Source organism: Sphingobacterium spiritivorum ATCC 33861 (assembly GCF_000143765.1).
GTDB classification, from domain to species: Bacteria; Bacteroidota; Bacteroidia; order Sphingobacteriales; family Sphingobacteriaceae; genus Sphingobacterium; species Sphingobacterium spiritivorum.
The window spans coordinates 23,181-40,836 of record NZ_GL379770.1 but is presented as its reverse complement, the minus strand read 5'-3'; the positions used below and the strand labels follow the sequence as shown (position 1 = coordinate 40,836).

The 17,656-nt window shown below is 40.0% G+C and carries 18 protein-coding genes; 8 read left to right on the top strand and 10 right to left on the bottom strand.

Translation table 11 applies throughout. The annotated features are described in order from the left end of the window. Window positions 1-58 precede the first annotated feature (58 nt). Window positions 59-1,039, top strand: a complete 981-nt coding sequence (locus HMPREF0766_RS00220) for a sugar phosphate isomerase/epimerase family protein (RefSeq protein WP_002992702.1) — start codon at window positions 59-61, stop codon at window positions 1,037-1,039. A gap of 42 nt (window positions 1,040-1,081) precedes the next feature. On the opposite strand, the gene purE is transcribed toward HMPREF0766_RS00220, so the two are convergent. From purE to HMPREF0766_RS00175, 9 genes are all read right to left on the bottom strand, one after another. Next, complete coding sequence (gene purE / locus HMPREF0766_RS00215) at window positions 1,082-1,591, bottom strand: 5-(carboxyamino)imidazole ribonucleotide mutase (protein ID WP_002992701.1); 510 nt, start codon at window positions 1,589-1,591, stop codon at window positions 1,082-1,084. A 5-nt stretch (window positions 1,592-1,596) separates the two neighbouring features. Continuing rightward, complete coding sequence (locus HMPREF0766_RS00210) at window positions 1,597-2,739, bottom strand: 5-(carboxyamino)imidazole ribonucleotide synthase (protein WP_002992699.1); 1,143 nt, start codon at window positions 2,737-2,739, stop codon at window positions 1,597-1,599. 15 nt (window positions 2,740-2,754) lie between these two features. Further along, the gene (locus HMPREF0766_RS00205; RefSeq protein WP_002992697.1) at window positions 2,755-3,258 is read right to left on the bottom strand and encodes an NADH-quinone oxidoreductase subunit B; all 504 of its coding nucleotides are present in this window, start codon (window positions 3,256-3,258) and stop codon (window positions 2,755-2,757) included. Then, entirely contained in the window at window positions 3,255-3,851 is a 597-nt protein-coding gene (locus HMPREF0766_RS00200) for an NADH-quinone oxidoreductase subunit A (protein WP_002992696.1), read from the bottom strand. The genes HMPREF0766_RS00205 and HMPREF0766_RS00200 overlap by 4 nt, the downstream gene beginning before the upstream one ends. Window positions 3,852-3,974: 123 nt before the next feature. Beyond that, window positions 3,975-5,312, bottom strand: a complete 1,338-nt coding sequence (gene ffh / locus HMPREF0766_RS00195; RefSeq protein WP_002992694.1) for a signal recognition particle protein — start codon at window positions 5,310-5,312, stop codon at window positions 3,975-3,977. A 185-nt stretch (window positions 5,313-5,497) separates the two neighbouring features. Next, on the bottom strand, window positions 5,498-6,190 hold the full coding sequence (locus tag HMPREF0766_RS00190) for a zinc metallopeptidase (protein ID WP_002992692.1): 693 nt from the start codon (window positions 6,188-6,190) through the stop codon (window positions 5,498-5,500). A gap of 271 nt (window positions 6,191-6,461) precedes the next feature. After that, a complete protein-coding gene (locus HMPREF0766_RS00185) occupies window positions 6,462-7,055 on the bottom strand; it encodes an RNA polymerase sigma factor (protein WP_002992691.1) in 594 nt (197 codons plus the stop codon). A 253-nt stretch (window positions 7,056-7,308) separates the two neighbouring features. Continuing rightward, entirely contained in the window at window positions 7,309-8,580 is a 1,272-nt protein-coding gene (glyA, locus tag HMPREF0766_RS00180; RefSeq protein ID WP_002992688.1) for a serine hydroxymethyltransferase, read from the bottom strand. Between the two features lie 178 nt (window positions 8,581-8,758). Beyond that, entirely contained in the window at window positions 8,759-9,295 is a 537-nt protein-coding gene (locus HMPREF0766_RS00175) for a DUF7935 family protein (protein ID WP_002992686.1), read from the bottom strand. A gap of 98 nt (window positions 9,296-9,393) precedes the next feature. Here HMPREF0766_RS00175 and HMPREF0766_RS00170 point away from each other — a divergent pair, with 98 nt between their 5' ends. The 7 genes from HMPREF0766_RS00170 (at window position 9,394) to HMPREF0766_RS00140 (ending at window position 17,106) form a co-directional block, all read left to right on the top strand. Further along, the gene (locus HMPREF0766_RS00170) at window positions 9,394-9,747 is read left to right on the top strand and encodes a HesB/IscA family protein (protein WP_002992685.1); all 354 of its coding nucleotides are present in this window, start codon (window positions 9,394-9,396) and stop codon (window positions 9,745-9,747) included. Window positions 9,748-9,968: 221 nt separating this feature from the next. Continuing rightward, window positions 9,969-13,424, top strand: a complete 3,456-nt coding sequence (gene ileS / locus HMPREF0766_RS00165) for an isoleucine--tRNA ligase (protein ID WP_002992683.1) — start codon at window positions 9,969-9,971, stop codon at window positions 13,422-13,424. Between the two features lie 3 nt (window positions 13,425-13,427). Further along, window positions 13,428-13,814 carry a TraR/DksA family transcriptional regulator gene (locus HMPREF0766_RS00160; protein WP_002992681.1) on the top strand — a complete coding sequence of 129 codons (387 nt, stop codon included), beginning with the start codon at window positions 13,428-13,430 and terminating at the stop codon, window positions 13,812-13,814. A 54-nt stretch (window positions 13,815-13,868) separates the two neighbouring features. Further along, a complete protein-coding gene (locus HMPREF0766_RS00155) occupies window positions 13,869-14,519 on the top strand; it encodes a lipoprotein signal peptidase (protein ID WP_037459432.1) in 651 nt (216 codons plus the stop codon). 154 nt (window positions 14,520-14,673) lie between these two features. Beyond that, window positions 14,674-15,633: a M20/M25/M40 family metallo-hydrolase gene (locus tag HMPREF0766_RS00150; RefSeq protein ID WP_002992675.1), complete on the top strand. Its 960-nt coding sequence runs from the start codon at window positions 14,674-14,676 to the stop codon at window positions 15,631-15,633. A gap of 8 nt (window positions 15,634-15,641) precedes the next feature. Next, window positions 15,642-16,568 carry an SDR family oxidoreductase gene (locus HMPREF0766_RS00145; RefSeq protein ID WP_002992672.1) on the top strand — a complete coding sequence of 309 codons (927 nt, stop codon included), beginning with the start codon at window positions 15,642-15,644 and terminating at the stop codon, window positions 16,566-16,568. Between the two features lie 10 nt (window positions 16,569-16,578). After that, window positions 16,579-17,106, top strand: a complete 528-nt coding sequence (locus tag HMPREF0766_RS00140; RefSeq protein ID WP_002992670.1) for an acyl-CoA thioesterase — start codon at window positions 16,579-16,581, stop codon at window positions 17,104-17,106. A gap of 126 nt (window positions 17,107-17,232) precedes the next feature. Here HMPREF0766_RS00140 and HMPREF0766_RS00135 read toward each other — a convergent pair whose 3' ends face one another. After that, entirely contained in the window at window positions 17,233-17,646 is a 414-nt protein-coding gene (locus tag HMPREF0766_RS00135; RefSeq protein WP_002992668.1) for an EVE domain-containing protein, read from the bottom strand. Window positions 17,647-17,656 lie beyond the last annotated feature (10 nt).

Sequence of the window (17,656 nt, the reverse complement as noted above, 5' to 3'; positions counted from 1 at the left end):
CTTTTTATTTAGTTTTATATTGTGTAAATTGACATTGGATTATCTTAAAAAACAAACTATGAACAAATCTAGGAGAAAATTCTTAAAACAAGCTGGTGTCGGTGTTTCAGCAGCTTTTTTAAGTCCGTATCTTCTTTCCTGTGAATCCAAAAAGATCGCAGAAGGACCTTTCCAGCATATCGGAATCCAATTGTACACCCTAAGGGATGAATTGGCAAAAGATGCAAAGGGAACAATTGAGAAGATCGCAAAAATTGGTTACAAACACGTCGAGACATTTGGTGTAGATGTGGCCAAAGGAGAATTTTTCGGATTACCGATCAAGGATTTTAAAAAGCTATTAGACGATAATAATCTGGAAACACACAGTGGACATTATGATCTGTCAAAATACCTGAGCAAAAATCATGAAGATAAAGAAAGCGTCGAACGCTATGTAGAGATTGCCAAAGAATTAGGCCAATCTTATGTCGTCGCTCCGGTAACGCCTATGTTTGACATCAATGCTTTAAAATCTGCAGATTACCAATACGCCGCAGAACAACTCAATAAAGCCGGAGAAATATCCAAAAAATCCGGTATTAAGATGGGTTATCACAACCATTTCTGGGAGTTCAGAGATCAGCCTAACGGAACAAAAGGATTAGATATCCTGATTGCATTTACAGAACCAGAACTTGTAGATTTTGAACTCGATCTTTACTGGATTGAAAAATCAGGATTAAGCCCTCAATCTTACTTTGAAAAATATCCAAACCGCTTCTCTATGTGGCACGTGAAAGATATGGACAAAGCCTTTACCAAACCAATAGTAGGAGGTGAACAGGACAAACTCGGATTCGGGGATATTATAAAGGAAATCAAATATGCGGAAGTTGGTACCGGCAATATAGATTTTACGAACATTGTCAAATACGCAGACAAATCGGGTCTGAAGTATGCTTTCGTAGAGCAGGACGACATCTATATGGCTGACAAATTTGCCAGCATCAAAAAGAGTTACGATTACGTAGAAAACACCTTAACAAAGGTCAGATAAAAACAAAAAAGGGAAGTTCGCACTTCCCTTTTTTGTTTCTATTTAGAATTTCATGTTCTCGACTTCAAGGGCCGTTTCCTCAACCTTGTCTCCCAATTCCTTTTTGAATCGGATAAGTGCCTGCGTCAGTTCAGAATCCGATGTACCCAGAATCTGAGCTGCAAGAATACCGGCATTCTTTGCCGCATTCAACGCTACTGTTGCTACAGGTATACCATTCGGCATCTGCAGAATGGATAGTACGGAATCCCAGCCATCAATGGAATTTGAAGATTTAACAGGTACACCGATAACAGGCAAATGTGTAATAGAAGCTACCATACCTGGCAAATGAGCAGCTCCGCCTGCACCTGCCACTATCACTTTGAGACCACGCTCCGCAGCACTTGCAGCATAGTCAAACATACGCTGAGGCGTACGGTGTGCTGACACGATAGTCACTTCAAAAGATACACCCAATGTCTTAAGTACATCAACCGCATCCTGCATAACAGGAAGGTCTGATTTACTCCCCATTATTATACCCACTAAAGGCTTATTATCTAAACTCATTATTTTTATGCTTTTACTTTTAATATTTCCTGAACTTTGCGGGCATTACTGATCGCCAGTTCTCTGTTATCATTCACGATACAGACATGTCCCATCTTTCGGAATGGCTTTGTATATTTTTTACCATACAAATGCAGATATACACCTTCCATATCCAGGATCTCTTCTATTCCTTCATATTTTGCCAATCCTTCGTATCCTTCTTCTCCCAGCAGATTGATCATCACGGCATTGCTACGCGTACTGGTATTGCCTAAAGGCAAATTAAAAATAGCCCGCAGATGTTGCGCAAACTGAGAAGTATAGTTTCCTTCTATTGTCTGATGTCCGCTGTTATGAGGTCTTGGTGCAAGTTCGTTGACCAGAATCTCACCTTGCTTTGTCAAAAACATTTCGACAGCCAGTAACCCTACGATCTGCAGATCATTGGCGATCTTCTTAGCGATTTCCTCAGCCTGTTGCTGAATTTCAAAACTCAATGTTGATGGAGAGATCAGAAACTCGACCAGATTAGCTTGTGGGTTGAATTCCATTTCAACTAAGGGAAATGCAGAAATGTCCCCCTTATCATTGCGGGCAACGATTACAGCAATCTCCTTTTCAAAGTCAATCCACTCCTCAATCATGCTTGGTTCCTCAAAAGCATGTTCCAGATCCTCTTGTGAAGCAATCTTTTTCACACCTTTTCCATCATATCCGTCCTTTCTCAATTTTTGGATATACGGAATATTAATATTCGCATTCAGCAGATTTTCTTTTGTAGAAATCAGCTGAAAAGGCGCTGTAGGAATATCATTCTGTTTGAAGAACTGCTTCTGTAAGCCTTTATCCTGGATCAATCGGATAACACGTGACTGCGGAAATACCTGCACGCCCTCCTCCTCCAGTTTTTCCAGTGCATCCACATTTACCTTTTCAATCTCAATAGTAAGCATATCAAGATCTTTACCAAAATTATATACGGTATGGAAATCGCTTAATGATCCTACCTCAAACCGGTTACACAATTTGCGACATGGAGCATTCTTGTCCGGATCGAGGACGTGTATATTAACATTATAATTAATTGCTTCCTGGATGACCATGCGTCCCAATTGTCCGCCGCCCAAAATCCCTAATTGCAACTCACCATAAAAATCTTTTGCCATAAATAATTTTATCTTTTATACGCTAGCGTGAAACAAGGTTTCACCTAAAATACTTTCTTTTTCTATTTTCTTTTGTAATTCTAAAAATGCACCAATTAATGCTTCCGGACGTGGAGGACAGCCCTGTACATATACATCCACCGGTATGATCCTGTCCACCCCTTTTACCACATGATAACCATGCTGCCAGTAAGGACCTCCGCAATTAGAACATGAACCCATCGAAATTACATACTTAGGTTCAGGCATCTGCTCATAGAGCTTACGGATACGATCCGCCATTTTGAAGGTAACTGTACCTGCAATGATCATAACATCCGATTGACGCGGAGAAGGTCTTGGAAATACACCCAGCCTATCCAGATCGTATGTAGAGGCCATTGCCCCCATCATCTCAATTGCACAGCAGGCAATACCAAAACTGACAGGCCACATGGATGACAGTCTGGCCCAGTTAAGCAGGTCATCCAGCTTTGCGACTACTACACCGTTATTCTGTAATTGATTTTCTATGCTCATGATGATGCTCCCGGTTTTTTAAATGCAGGTCTGAACCCGATTTTCGGTTTGCTTTCTACCTTAGGTTGATCGGATGTCTCATCTGCAGTTTCTGCTGTCGCTTTATAATCACGGACAGCGTACGTCTTATTATTCAATGCTTCATAAGCTCCGGCGGGAATATTCACCTGTACGGATGGTGTCACATGCGTGGGTTTCACCCAATCCAGATCTCCTTTACGCCAAACATATACTAATCCTAAAACTAATATACCCAGAAACATAGCCATTTCGACCATCGTAAACCATCCCCAACGCAGGTCAGCATTGATAAATTCACTCTGACCGAACACAGTAGCCCAGGGGAATACAAAGATCAATTCGACATCAAATAATAAAAATACTAAGGCGATAACATAAAAACGCGGATTAAACTGAATCCAGGCGGTTCCCTGAGATTCCTCACCACATTCGTATGTACTCAATTTTTCGGGATTAGGCTTTTTAGGAGAAATTAATTTCGCAAGAAATATGGTCGCACACACCAACAGGATTCCTACCAAAGCAATGATAAGGATCTTGCCGTATTCTGATAACTGTGCGGGATCATCCATAACACAAAATTAGCATTTTTTTATTACTAAAATAAGCAAAGTCTGACAGACTTTGCTTATTTCCTGTAATTTTATAATCTCGTTTTTTAATGACTTAAAAAAACGTGTCCGTTGTTATATCATCTATCTGCCCGGCATTTTAGGCATATTACGCATCATTTTAGCAGCCATAGCCGGATTAGACATCTGCTTCATTACTTTACGCATATCCCCAAACTGTTTCATCAGTTTATTGACTTCATTAATGTCTGTTCCGGATCCTTTGGCAATACGAATTCGGCGTTTCTGATCGATAGCATCCGGATTTTCACGCTCAAACGGAGTCATAGAGTCAATAATCGCTTCAATAGGCTTGAATGCATTATCATCTACCTCTACATCTTTCAGCGCCTTACCTACTCCCGGAATCATGCCCATCAGATCTTTCATATTACCCATTTTCTTGATCTGTTGAATCTGGGATTTAAAGTCATTGAAATCAAATTTATTCTTACGGATTTTTTTCTGAAGTTCGGCTGCCTGTTTCTCATCAAACTGCTGTTGAGCACGTTCTACCAAAGATACAACGTCACCCATCCCCAGAATACGGGAAGCCATACGATCCGGATAAAAGACATCCAATGCTTCCATCTTCTCCCCTGTACCGATAAACTTGATAGGCTTATTGACAACAGATTTAATAGATAAAGCTGCACCACCGCGGGTATCACCGTCTAACTTAGTCAGCACCACACCTGTAAAATCCAGACGATCATTGAATGCCTTAGCCGTATTCACAGCATCCTGTCCCGTCATCGAATCCACTACAAACAAGATCTCCTGAGGTTTGGTCGCTTCTTTTACCGCAGTAATTTCAACCATCAGTGCTTCATCAATAGCCAGACGTCCTGCCGTATCGATGATCACTACATTATGACCGTTACGTTTTGCCTCTTCCACACCGGCCTGAGAAATAGCAATAGGATCATTAGATTCACGATTCACAAATACAGGAACACCGACCTGACCACCCAATACTTCTAACTGGTCAATCGCTGCAGGACGATATACGTCACCTGCAACCAACAAAGGTTTCTTTCCTTTTTTATCTTTCAGATAATTGGCAAGCTTTCCTGAAAAGGTAGTTTTACCTGCCCCGTTAAGACCAGCAATAAGGATAACGGTCGGATTTTTTGATGTATCTAATTCCGTAACTGCACCGCCCATAAGTTCGGTCAGCTCATCATTCATGATTTTGGTCAGCAACTGACCCGGAGAAATACTGGTCAGTACATTCTGACCAAGCGCTTTCTGTTTTACATCATCTGTAAAACTCTTAGCTGTTTTATAGTTAACGTCCGCATCCAGTAAGGCCTTACGGATTTCCTTCATTGTCTCCGCGACGTTGATTTCTGTAATATTACCCTGACCTTTTAATACTTTAAAGGCTCTATCTAGTTTATCCTGAAGATTCTGAAACATGATAATTGAAAGTCTTTTTCTTGATAAGGGACAAAGTTACAAAATTGCCTTGAAATGAATAACATACTTTACACGTAAAGATTTGCTTCGGACAGCTCTGTATCAATCAACCCTTGTCTGTTTTGAAAACAAAAAGGCAAATGATAGTCATTTGCCTTTTGAATATTAAACAATGATGAAGGAGTTTAGTCTCTTCGTCCCCCCATCAGAATGGACGCATAATAAAGTAACGTGACTAATGCAGATAATGCAGCAACTACGTAAGTCATTGCAGCCCACTTCAGTGCATCTTTTGCTCCGTCATGTTCTTCCCTGCTATGCGTAATACCAGCGGTATTCAACCAGGCCAGTGCACGGTTAGAAGCATCAAACTCAACTGGAAGAGTGATAAAACTAAATACTGTCGTAATAGCCAAAGCACCTACACCAATTGCAAGCAACCAGTAGTTACCTCCCTTAGATATGGCAAACATAATAACACCCGCCATCAGAATCCAGGAAGTCAGTTTAGATGCAAATCCCACTACCGGCACCATCGCCGATCTGAACTGCAGCCATGAATAAGCCGTAGCATGCTGAACGGCGTGACCGCACTCATGGGCAGCAACAGCTGCCGCAGCCACACTTCTACCCTCGTACACTTCAGGGCTTAGGTTTACAGTTTTATTCTGTGGATTATAATGGTCAGTCAGCTGTCCGTCCACAGATATCACCTGCACATCATAAATACCATTATCATTTAACATCTTCTGCGCGATCTCTTTTCCGGAAAGCCCGCTGGATAAAGGTGTCTCCGAATACTGCTTAAACTTATTCTTAAATCTCCACTGGACAACAAAACTAACAATCATGATGCCCACAAATAATATTATATACATATCTTTTCTGTTTTCTGTTTATATCTAAATCTTATCAAATCGTATTCCAATCCTTACAGATCGCAACTTTTGCAACCCCTAAGATACAAAAATGACAGAATGTCTCAAAAAGAACTCTTACTTGTGAGTTACACATGACGAATGTTCATCTTGTCCTATTCCGAAAATGATGAAAATATAAGGAGAGGTAAAAAAAATCGTCCGGCAGAATTATCAACCGGACGACCTTGATCATTAAATACTTAATAATACTAATATCTGAAATATATTCTTATCCTGTCTGAAGAATCATATTATGTTCTTCAATCATTCGTCTGAGATTGCTCAATGCGTAGCGCATACGTCCTAAAGCTGTATTGATACTAACTTCAGTAATATCCGCAATCTCTTTAAAACTCATCTCACAAAAATGACGCATAATCAGCACCTCTTTCTGATCGTCAGGCAACAGTTGTATAATTTTACGCAAGTCGATATCACGTTGATTTTTCACCATCCTGGACTCTGCATTATCATCTGCAAACTGAAGCACTTCGAAAATATCGAAACCATCTGCATTTACAACAGAAGGAGCTCTCTTTTCGCGTCTGAAATGGTCGATTACCATATTGTGTGCTATACGCATCACCCAGGGTAAAAACTTACCCTCGTCATTATAACGACCAGCCTTTAATGTATTGATTACCTTAATAAAGGTTTCCTGAAAGATATCTTCCGCAAGATGTTCATCCTTAACCTGAAGATAAATAGAAGTATAGATTTTTGATTTATAACGGTCCAGCAAAACTTCCAAACCCGATTCATCACCACCTATATAAGCATGAATTAACTCTTGATCACTCTTCTTTTTATTTAATAGTTTCATAACGTTTTCCCCAACATTTAACAGTTAGCATTCTATTAATAAGCACTGAATTTTAAGAGTAAATTTTCCCTATAGGCGATTTTATTTTAGTTTTTTGTTCTGTTTGATACTTCAAATCAAAAGAAAATAATTGGTTATTCAAATTTAAGAACTGTTTTTTAACATTTCTTCACATTTGCTTTACACTTGTATTTTATCAAAAAAGGCATTGTAACGTATTACAATGCCTCTTTCATTAATGTATCGCTATTCCTTATTTGTAAAGCGGAAATTCAGCCATCATTTCTCTCACTTTGCTGTGGATTTTATCCAGTTCAGCATCGTTAGCATGGTTGTTGATAGCACTGTCGATCAGTTCACCGATCTGAATAATCTCTGTTTCCTTGATTCCGCGGGTAGTGATAGCAGCAGTACCAAAACGTACACCTGAAGTGACGAAAGGTGAACGCGTATCAAAAGGAACCATATTTTTATTTGTTGTGATTCCGGCTTTACCTAATACAGCTTCAGCCTCTTTACCTGAAATATCTTTATTACGAAGATCAACCAACATTAAATGGTTGTCCGTACCACCTGAAATAATATTATAATCTCTTTCTACGAAAAACTGAGCAAGAGCTGCAGCATTTTTCTTCACCTGCACGATGTAGTTCATATAATCATCAGATAATGCTTCGCCGTAAGCAATAGCTTTTGCAGCGATAGTATGCTCCAATGGTCCACCCTGTGTACCCGGGAATACAGCCAGATCTAACAATTGAGTGATCGTACGGATTTCTCCTTTTGGAGTCTTGATTCCCCAGGGATTTTCGAAATCTTTCCCTACCATAATCATTCCTCCGCGTGGTCCGCGAAGTGTTTTGTGAGTAGTAGTAGTAACGATATGACAATGAGGAAGCGGATCATTTAACAAACCACGTGCGATCAATCCCGCAGGGTGAGAGATATCGGCAACAACCAGCGCTCCGATCTCATCCGCTATGCTACGAATACGTGCATAATCCCAGTCACGTGAATACGCTGAAGCACCACAGATAATTACTTTTGGTTTTTCGCGACGTGCTGTTTCTTCCAATTGTTTATAATCGATAAGTCCTGTTTCTTTTTCTACACCGTAGAATACAGGCTCATACAATTTACCTGAAAAGTTTGCAGGAGAACCGTGAGTAAGGTGTCCGCCGTGAGAAAGATCAAAACCTAAAATCTTATCTCCCGGTTTTAAAATAGCAAGGAAAACCGCAGCATTCGCCTGTGCTCCTGAATGTGGTTGAACATTTACCCATTCAGCACCAAACAATTGCTTTGCGCGATCGATGGCAATCGTTTCAATTTCGTCAACGACTTCGCATCCGCCATAGTATCTTTTGCCCGGAAGGCCTTCTGCATACTTGTTGGTCAATACTGAACCTGCCGCTTCCATAACTTGCTTCGAAACAAAGTTTTCCGATGCAATTAATTCAATGCCCTCTTCCTGACGCTTCAACTCGTCGTTGATAAGATTAAATATGGCCTGATCTCTTTCCATTTTATTCTTTTAAATAGTGAATTATTATACTTTTAGATTGAAAATGCAAATATAGTACAATACTTAAAAATATTCAGTGTCAAGATTTTATTTATTTCAATCAATCGTCAAAATAATTTTGATTTTGGCATAAAATCATCTTTTAACAAATTTTCTCTAACAGCAGCAAGGCTACGTTTTATCGGTTAGCTTCCTGTCTGATGATCAATTGGGTAGTCTGGTAAGGATCAGGACGCAAATTACTCAGAAATTTCAAAACCTCTTCCGCATATACTTCCTGTGTATCTGTATGATCTTTCATCGCATTATTCAACAGAATCACTGTATTTTCTTTTAGCAGTCTGACAGCTTCCCACGCATCTGCAGAAACATACAGCTGCTGTGTAAAATTATATTGAAATTCATTTTCCACTTCCTGGATCAACCGTAAATGCAAGGTTCGCACATGCTGATTATCCTCCAGATGACGGGCTATTAAGTTACGGGGTTCTATTCGGCTTGTAAACAACAGCAACCTTTCATATGCTCCGGCTTTTAACTGTTCTCTTTCTCCTCCTGTACTTCCCTTTTGCCCCGACATTTTCTTATCCAGCATTTTTGTTTTGATAATCAGCGCTTCTACCTTGGGCCACACAAGCCTGAATGCAAGGATTAATCCTGCACAAACGCCAAAAGCAATTAAAAATAAATTCTTAAAAAATTCAATATAATCCATACTCCCTATAATGTTTACAAAGTGTCAAAAATTGTGTTTCATCACAAAACTGGCTAAAAATATGTATTTTTGTTTAGTTGACTTTAAAATAAATAACGATGAGTACAGAGAATATTGTTGAGAAAGCTCCGCTTACCCTGACAGAAGGTGCTGTTAAGGAATTAAAGAAGCTAAGAGACCAACAAGAGATTTCGGAAGACTTCGGTTTACGTGTTGGTGTCGAAGGCGGTGGATGCTCAGGCATGAGCTATATATTAGGTTTTGACCAAAAGAAAGAAGGAGATAGTGAATACGAGATCGAGGGGATCCGTATTTTTATGAATAAAGCACACGGCTTATATCTGGCTGGTATGGAAGTAGATTTCAGAAATGGTCTGGATGCAAGAGGATTTACGTTTAACAACCCCAATGCGACCAGTACCTGCGGGTGCGGAAGTTCATTTTCTGCATAAAAAGTAATTTTACATAAAATAAACAGCGCCCTGAATTTAAAGTTCAGGGCGCTGTTCGTTTATATCATCGCAGTCTCTTAAAAAATAAAAGGATTTAAAACCCTGTTTATCAAGCAATATTATTGATTATCTGGTTAGCTCAACACAGCAAAACCCCTTGTTTTTATTAATAATTTGTTTTTTCATGGATATTCATCTAAACTTAGCACCTTTCATTAAAAATGCGTAAATTTGCAACCTTAAAAACAGAAGACAAATTACTGATGTACAAGGAATATAAGCAGCTCAATTTGCCTGAGATCGGCAAAGAAATATTAGAACGATGGGAACGTGAAAATATCTTTGAAAAAAGTATTAGTAACCGTCCCGCGAGTAAACCATATACTTTTTATGAAGGACCTCCGTCTGCAAATGGTATGCCCGGAATTCACCATGCCATGGCTCGCTCTATCAAAGATATTTTCTGCCGCTATAAAACACTGAAAGGCTATCAGGTCAAACGTAAGGGAGGATGGGATACTCATGGACTTCCGATAGAACTGGCTGTTGAAAAAACATTAGGTATCACAAAAGAAGATATTGGCAAAAAAATATCCGTAGAAGAATACAATGCGGCTTGTCGTAAAGAAGTCATGAAATACACTGATGTATGGAATGATCTTACGATTAAAATGGGATATTGGGTAGATCTTGAAAATCCATATATCACTTATGAAAATGAATACATTGAGACGCTGTGGTATCTGTTGAAGGAACTGTATAAAAAAGGACTTTTATATAAAGGATATACGATACAACCCTATTCACCTGCTGCAGGAACGGGACTTAGTTCTCACGAACTGAACCAGCCGGGAACATACAAAGATGTAAAAGACACCACAATCGTTGCGGAATTCAGACTGATCAAAGATCAGATCCACCCGGCAATGGAAAAACTGGTGGAAGATGCTGTAGAAGATGTGGCATTTATTGCCTGGACTACTACACCATGGACTTTGCCATCGAATACAGCTCTTGTAGTTGGCAAGAAAATCTCTTATGTCAAAATAAAAACGTTCAATCAATACACCGGAAGTCCTGTATCTGTTATCCTGGCAAAAGATTTGATTACCAAACACTTTAAAGCTGAAGGTAAAGAAGCCTCCTTTCAGGATTACAAACTAGGGGATAAAATCATTCCATGGGAAATTGCAGCAGAGTTTACGGGCGAAGAGCTGGTAGGCTTACGCTATGAACAGTTACTGCCTTATATCACAAGTGAAGAATTACAGGAAAAAGCTTTCCGTGTCATTCCGGGCGATTTTGTAACAACGGAAGACGGTACAGGTATCGTACACGCTGCTCCTACCTACGGTGCGGATGACTTTAGAGTCGCCAGGGAGAATGATGTACCCGGCATTCTGGTAAAAGATGAAAATGGTAAGGAAGTTCCTACAGTAGACAGAACAGGACGTTTTGTAAAAGAGATCACTGACTTTGCAGGACGTTTTGTAAAAGAAGAATATTATTCGGATGCAGTACGTGCAGACAAAGACTTCAGACCTACAGATGTATTGATCGCCATCAAACTGAAAGAGGACAACAAAGCATTTGATGTAAAAAAATACGAGCACACCTATCCGCATTGCTGGCGTACAGACAAACCCGTATTGTACTATCCGCTGGATAGCTGGTTTATCCGTACGACTGCCGTAAAAGAAGATCTGGTATCATTAAATAAAACGATCAACTGGAAACCCGAAGCAACCGGATCAGGACGATTTGGTAACTGGCTGGAAAACCTGGTTGACTGGAATCTTTCCCGTTCACGTTATTGGGGAACACCGCTTCCGATATGGAGATCTGAAGATGAAAATGAAGAAATCTGCATAGGTTCACTTCCGGAGTTAAAATCATTACTCGAGGCTTCTTTGACTTCAGCAGTACTATCGGAAGATGAAAAAGCAAAAAATAAAGCTTATCTGGATAAGTTCGGTACTGAAACGCTGGATCTTCACCGTCCTTATGTAGATGATATCGTATTGGTATCTGATGGCGGTCAGAAGTTGTTCCGCGAACCCGATCTGATCGATGTCTGGTTTGATTCCGGAGCAATGCCTTATGCACAATGGGGACTGGATCACGACAAGCTGGCTCGTGGTGAAGAATACCCGTTCAAAGAGGGCTTTGAGTCCGCATTCCCTGCAGATTTCATTGCTGAGGGTGTCGATCAGACCCGCGGATGGTTCTTTACCCTTCATGCTATTTCTACAATGCTGCGTAAATCCGTGGCCTTCAAGAATGTAGTTTCTAATGGACTGGTACTGGACAAAAACGGCAATAAAATGTCCAAGCGTCTCGGAAACGGGGTAGATCCGTTTGCCACAATCGACCATTACAGTGCTGATGCTACGCGCTGGTATATGATCAGTAATGCCGCTCCATGGGATAACCTTAAGTTCAATACAGAAGGACTGGATGAAGTACGACGTAAATTCTTCGGAACATTGTATAATACTTATGCGTTCTTCGCTTTGTATGCAAATATTGACAAATTTGCCTATACAGAACCTGATATTGCAATTGAAAACCGTCCTGAAATAGACCGTTGGATTATTTCACTGTTAAATAGCCTAACGAAAGAAGTAGACGAGTATTTTGCGGACTACGAACCTACAAAAGCAGCCCGTGCAATTCAGAATTTTGTGGATGAGCACTTAAGCAACTGGTATGTACGTCTGTGTCGCAGACGCTTCTGGAAGGGTGAATATTCAGAAGACAAGATCTCCGCTTACCAGACACTGTACACCTGTCTGAATACGATAGCCAAACTGATGTCTCCGATCTCGCCGTTCTTCTCGGATCGTTTATTTCTGGATCTGAATGAAGTAACGAAAAAAGAAACCGTTGAATCTGTACATCTGGCCAATTTCCCGGAATACCATGAGCATTTGGTAGATCGTGAACTGGAAGAGAGAATGGCTCTTGCGCAGGATATTTCGTCATTGACCTTATCGTTAAGAAAGAAAACGGGTATTAATGTACGCCAGCCGTTAAATAAAATACTCGTTCCGGTACTGGATAATGCGTTTCAGGAAAAAGTTGAAAAAGTAAAGGATCTTATTCTTTCTGAGACGAATATAAAAGATATAGAGTTTATCACAGACACGACGGGGATTATTAAGAAAAAAATAAAACCCAATTTCAAAGCTCTTGGCTCGAAAGTTGGTAAGGATATGAAGTTAGTAACAACGGCAATTAATAATCTGACTCCTGACCTTATAAGTGCACTGGAAAAAGAAGGGTCAATTGCATTAGCAGATACGCCTTATACCATTACAACGGAAGACGTGGAAATCATTGCAGAAGATGTGGAAGGATGGCAAGTGGCTAATCTGGCTAAATTGACTGTTGCGTTAGATGTACATATCACGGAAGCATTGAAAAAAGAAGGATTGTCCCGTGAACTGATCAACAGACTTCAGAATCTGAGAAAAGACAAAGGACTGGAAGTAACGGACAGAATTAAAGTAACCTTAACTTCAGATGCGGAAATAACTGCAGCAGCCACAGAAAATTTATCGTATATTTGCGCTGAAATTCTGGCAGATACACTGGATTTTGAAGAAACTCTTGTATCAGGAGACAAAATAGAAATTGACGAAAAAGAACTAACAGTATTAATCGTAAAAGTTTAAATTATGGCAGATAACACAGAAAAAACTCGCTACAGCGATGTAGAACTGCAAGAGTTCAAAAGCATTATTTTGGAAAAATTGCGTGTTGCTAAGGAAGAACTTTCTTCGTTAACAAAATCATTAAACAACAGCAACGCAAATGGTACTGATGATACGGCTGGTACGTATAAAACATTAGAAGATGGTTCTGCCACTTTAGAAAAAGAACAGACAAATCAGTTAGCGGCCAGACAGAAGAAATTTATTGACAATCTGGAAGCAGCATTGGTACGTATTGAAAACAAGACTTATGGTATATGCCGTGAAACAGGAAAATTGATTCAGAAAGAAAGACTGAAGGCTGTTCCTCATACCACGCTAAGTATTGAAGCAAAAAACAAACAATATTAATTAAACAAACCCTAAGTGGATCCGGCGGATAGCCGGATCCACTTTTTGACATATATGAAAGGCTATACCAAACCCATTCTTCTTATTGTTATTATTCTGCTGATAGATCAGATCTCCAAGTTCTGGGTCAAACTCAACATGACCATTGGTCAGAGTTACAAGATTCTGGGAGAATACTTTCAAATACATTTTATTGAAAACAATGGAATGGCCTATGGTATGGAATTCGGTGGTGAAGCAGGCAAGTTATTTCTGACACTGTTCAGAATAATAGCTGTAGCCGGTATCGGATACGGACTTCATTACATGATCAAGCACAAATACAACAGAGGGTTTATTATGAATGTGGCACTGATACTGGCCGGAGCTACCGGAAATATCATTGATTCCACTTTCTACGGAATGATCTTTAGCGAAAGCTCCTGGTATAATACGGCAACATTGTTCCCTGCAGGAGGCGGTTACGAAACCATCTTCCATGGAAAAGTTGTAGACATGCTTTATTTCCCGTTGATCAGCGGACACTTCCCTACCTGGTTTCCGGTATGGGGAGGAGAAGAGTTCTTATTCTTCCGTCCTATCTTTAATATAGCTGACTCGGCTATATCAGTAGGTGTGGTGTTAATACTCTTGTTCCAGAAAAGATACTTCAAAGTAGAACACGAGGAAAAATCAAGTGTCCACAGCGAAATGCTGGAAGACTAAATTCCTCTGAAACATAATCCATGAATATTCAGGATAATTTGATACCCCATAATTGTCCTGAATATTTATCCTTATCAGGTAAAAGAATTGCAACAGTTCTGTTAAAGCAATCCTTTATTCTCCATCAATCCGCTAACATTCCTATCTTTGCGCTATGTTAAAACGTCATCTAACCCTAACAACTGTTTTTATTTTTTTCCTGTTACAACTGGGAGTAAAAACGGGCTATGCACAAGAAATCGATCAAAGTATATTGAAGAAACACATTTATTTTCTGGCTTCAGACAAGATGAAAGGACGAGGTACAGGGAGTAAAGAAGTGAAAAAGGCTGCTGATTATATTGAAAAACAATTCAGGAAGTACGGACTGACCCCGAAAGGAGAAAAAGGCTACCGTCAGACATTTACAGCAAAGGTACGCCGTGTAGTAGTGCCGGACAGCATCCGAAAGGCAGACAATATCATTGGATTTATAGATAACGGAGCACCATATACAGTAGTAGTAGGCGCACATTATGACCATCTTGGCACCGGACATCAGGGAAGCTCAAAAGATTCTTTGGGCGTAGGCAAAATCCACAATGGTGCTGACGACAATGCCTCAGGTACAGCAGCTCTGCTGGAAATGGCTCGTCATTACAGCACAAATAATATAAAAGAAAATTACAACCTGCTGTTTATAGCTTTCGGTGCGGAAGAGTTAGGACTCGTCGGCTCCAGATATTTTACAGAACACCCTACCCTGCCATTAGATCAGATCACAGCTATGCTGAATATGGATATGATAGGACGCTATAATCCGCAACAGGGAGTAGCTGTAATCGGATATGGTACGAGCAAAAAATGGCCGGAAATATTTGAAGGGATCAAACCTGCTATCAAATATTATACAGGTCACGACGGCAATGGCGGATCAGATCAGACTTCTTTCTACAAAAAAGATATTCCGGTACTATTCTTTCACACCGGAGGACACCCTGACTATCATATGCCGACAGATGATGCTGACAAAATCGATTATCTGTCCTTAAAAGGTATTATCGAACTGGAACTTATGGTTATAGATAATATCATGAAACAGCAACAAAAATTAGATTTTCAGTTTACCAATTAATCCAGCAGATGAGCAAGACTACAGTACTGATCACCGGCGCAAACGGCTTTTTAGGACAAAAACTGACAGATCTCTTATCTGCAGATTCCCGGTATAAAGTCATTGCTACTTCTAAAGGAGAGAACCGTAATCCCAATAAAGCAGATTACACATTTAGACAGCTGGACATTCTGGATACAGAGGCATTAGATAATATACTGCAACACTATAAGCCGGCATCTATCATCCATACCGCAGCATTAACAAGCGTAGAGGCCTGTGAGGAACAACCTGAACTATGCCAGCGTCTGAATATTGATGTTGTAGCACAATTAGGAAGATATGCAGCTCTGAATAACAGCTATATTGTCCATCTCTCCACTGATTTCGTATTTGACGGAAAAAACGGCCCTTATAAAGAGGATGATCCGACGAATCCCTTAAGTGCTTACGGTAGAAGTAAAGTCAATTCGGAAAGCGCTCTTGCGCTGACTCAATGCAAGTATGCAGTACTTCGTACTATCCTGGTATATGGGATTATTGCCGATGAGAAAAGATCTAATCTGGTATTATGGGCCAAAGATAAACTCAGTAAACAAGAAGCGATAAAGGTGGTCAATGACCAGTGGCGTATGCCTACATTTGTGGATGATCTGGCAAGAGCCTGCAAATCTGCTATTGAAAAGCAACCAACAGGTATCTTTCATATCTCCGGTGAAGAAATGATGAGCATTGCAGAGGCCGTATACACGATAGCTGATTTCTGGAATTTTGACCGTACATATATCAGCGAGATATCAGCCGCTACGATAGGACAAACAGACAACAGACCCCGCAAAACCGGATTTGATCTGTCAAAAGCAAAACGTCTGTTAGACTACCGGCCTACTCCTTTTAGAGAGAGTCTGCATCTGATTGACCAGCAATTCAAAACATTCAGACCATTGAATGGTTAAGTAAAAATATATGAAATCAAAAACTGCAAAGGAATCTTACATGGTGATGAACGAGCTTGTTCTTCCCAATGATACCAATACATTTAATAATCTGATGGGAGGGCGTCTGCTCTACTGGATGGATATATGTTCTGCAATGGCAGCTCAGAAACATGCAAATAGTCCTGTGGTCACCGTGTCTGTGGACAATGTATCTTTCAAAAGATCCATCAAACTGGGAGAAGTGCTAACAATAGAAGCTCAGGTGACACGCGCTTTTAATACATCCCTGGAAGTCCGGATGGAAGTATTCGCTCAGAATCTGCCATTAGGTACAAAAGTAAAATCTAATGAAGCGTATTATACATTTGTAGCTGTAGACGAGCATACACAACCACAGCCTATACCTGAGCTGATTCCGGAAACAGAAAAAGAACATAAACTATATGATGAAGCTTTGCAACGTCGGGAGCTCAGACTGATACTTGCGGGAAAAATCAAACCTCAGCATGCTACGGGGATCAAAAAGCTGCTGAAAATGCTGGAACAAAAGGATTAAATCAGACTATAGATATGAGTATTCTATAATGATATATACTCATACCTATAGCTTTTTAAAAGTCAGAAGACCTGCGGGTGGAAATTTATATTAAGCGACGGAGAAGACAATTCCCCCATCATCATACTAAATACCCTGATTACCCAGCTCTACTATTCTGTCGAATTCTTCCGGCTTCAACGGCATAACCGAAAGTCTTCCCTGACGTACTAATGCGACATCCTGCAACAGAGTATCACTTTTAATCTGTTCCAGTGTCACGGGATTTTTAAACGTCTCCACAGGAGCAAGATCCACCACTACCCAACGTTCATCTTCCGTCGTTGGATCATGATAAAATTCTTTGACTACTTTAGCGATACCGACTACTTCTTTTCCTTCATTGCTATGATAGAAAAGTACCAGATCACCTTCTTTCATAGCCTTTATATTATTTCTGGCCTGATAATTACGCACTCCGTCCCAAAAGGTCTGTCCGTCTTTATTAAACTGCTCCCAGCTATATTTGAAAGGCTCAGACTTTACTAAAAAGTAATTCATATACTAAATA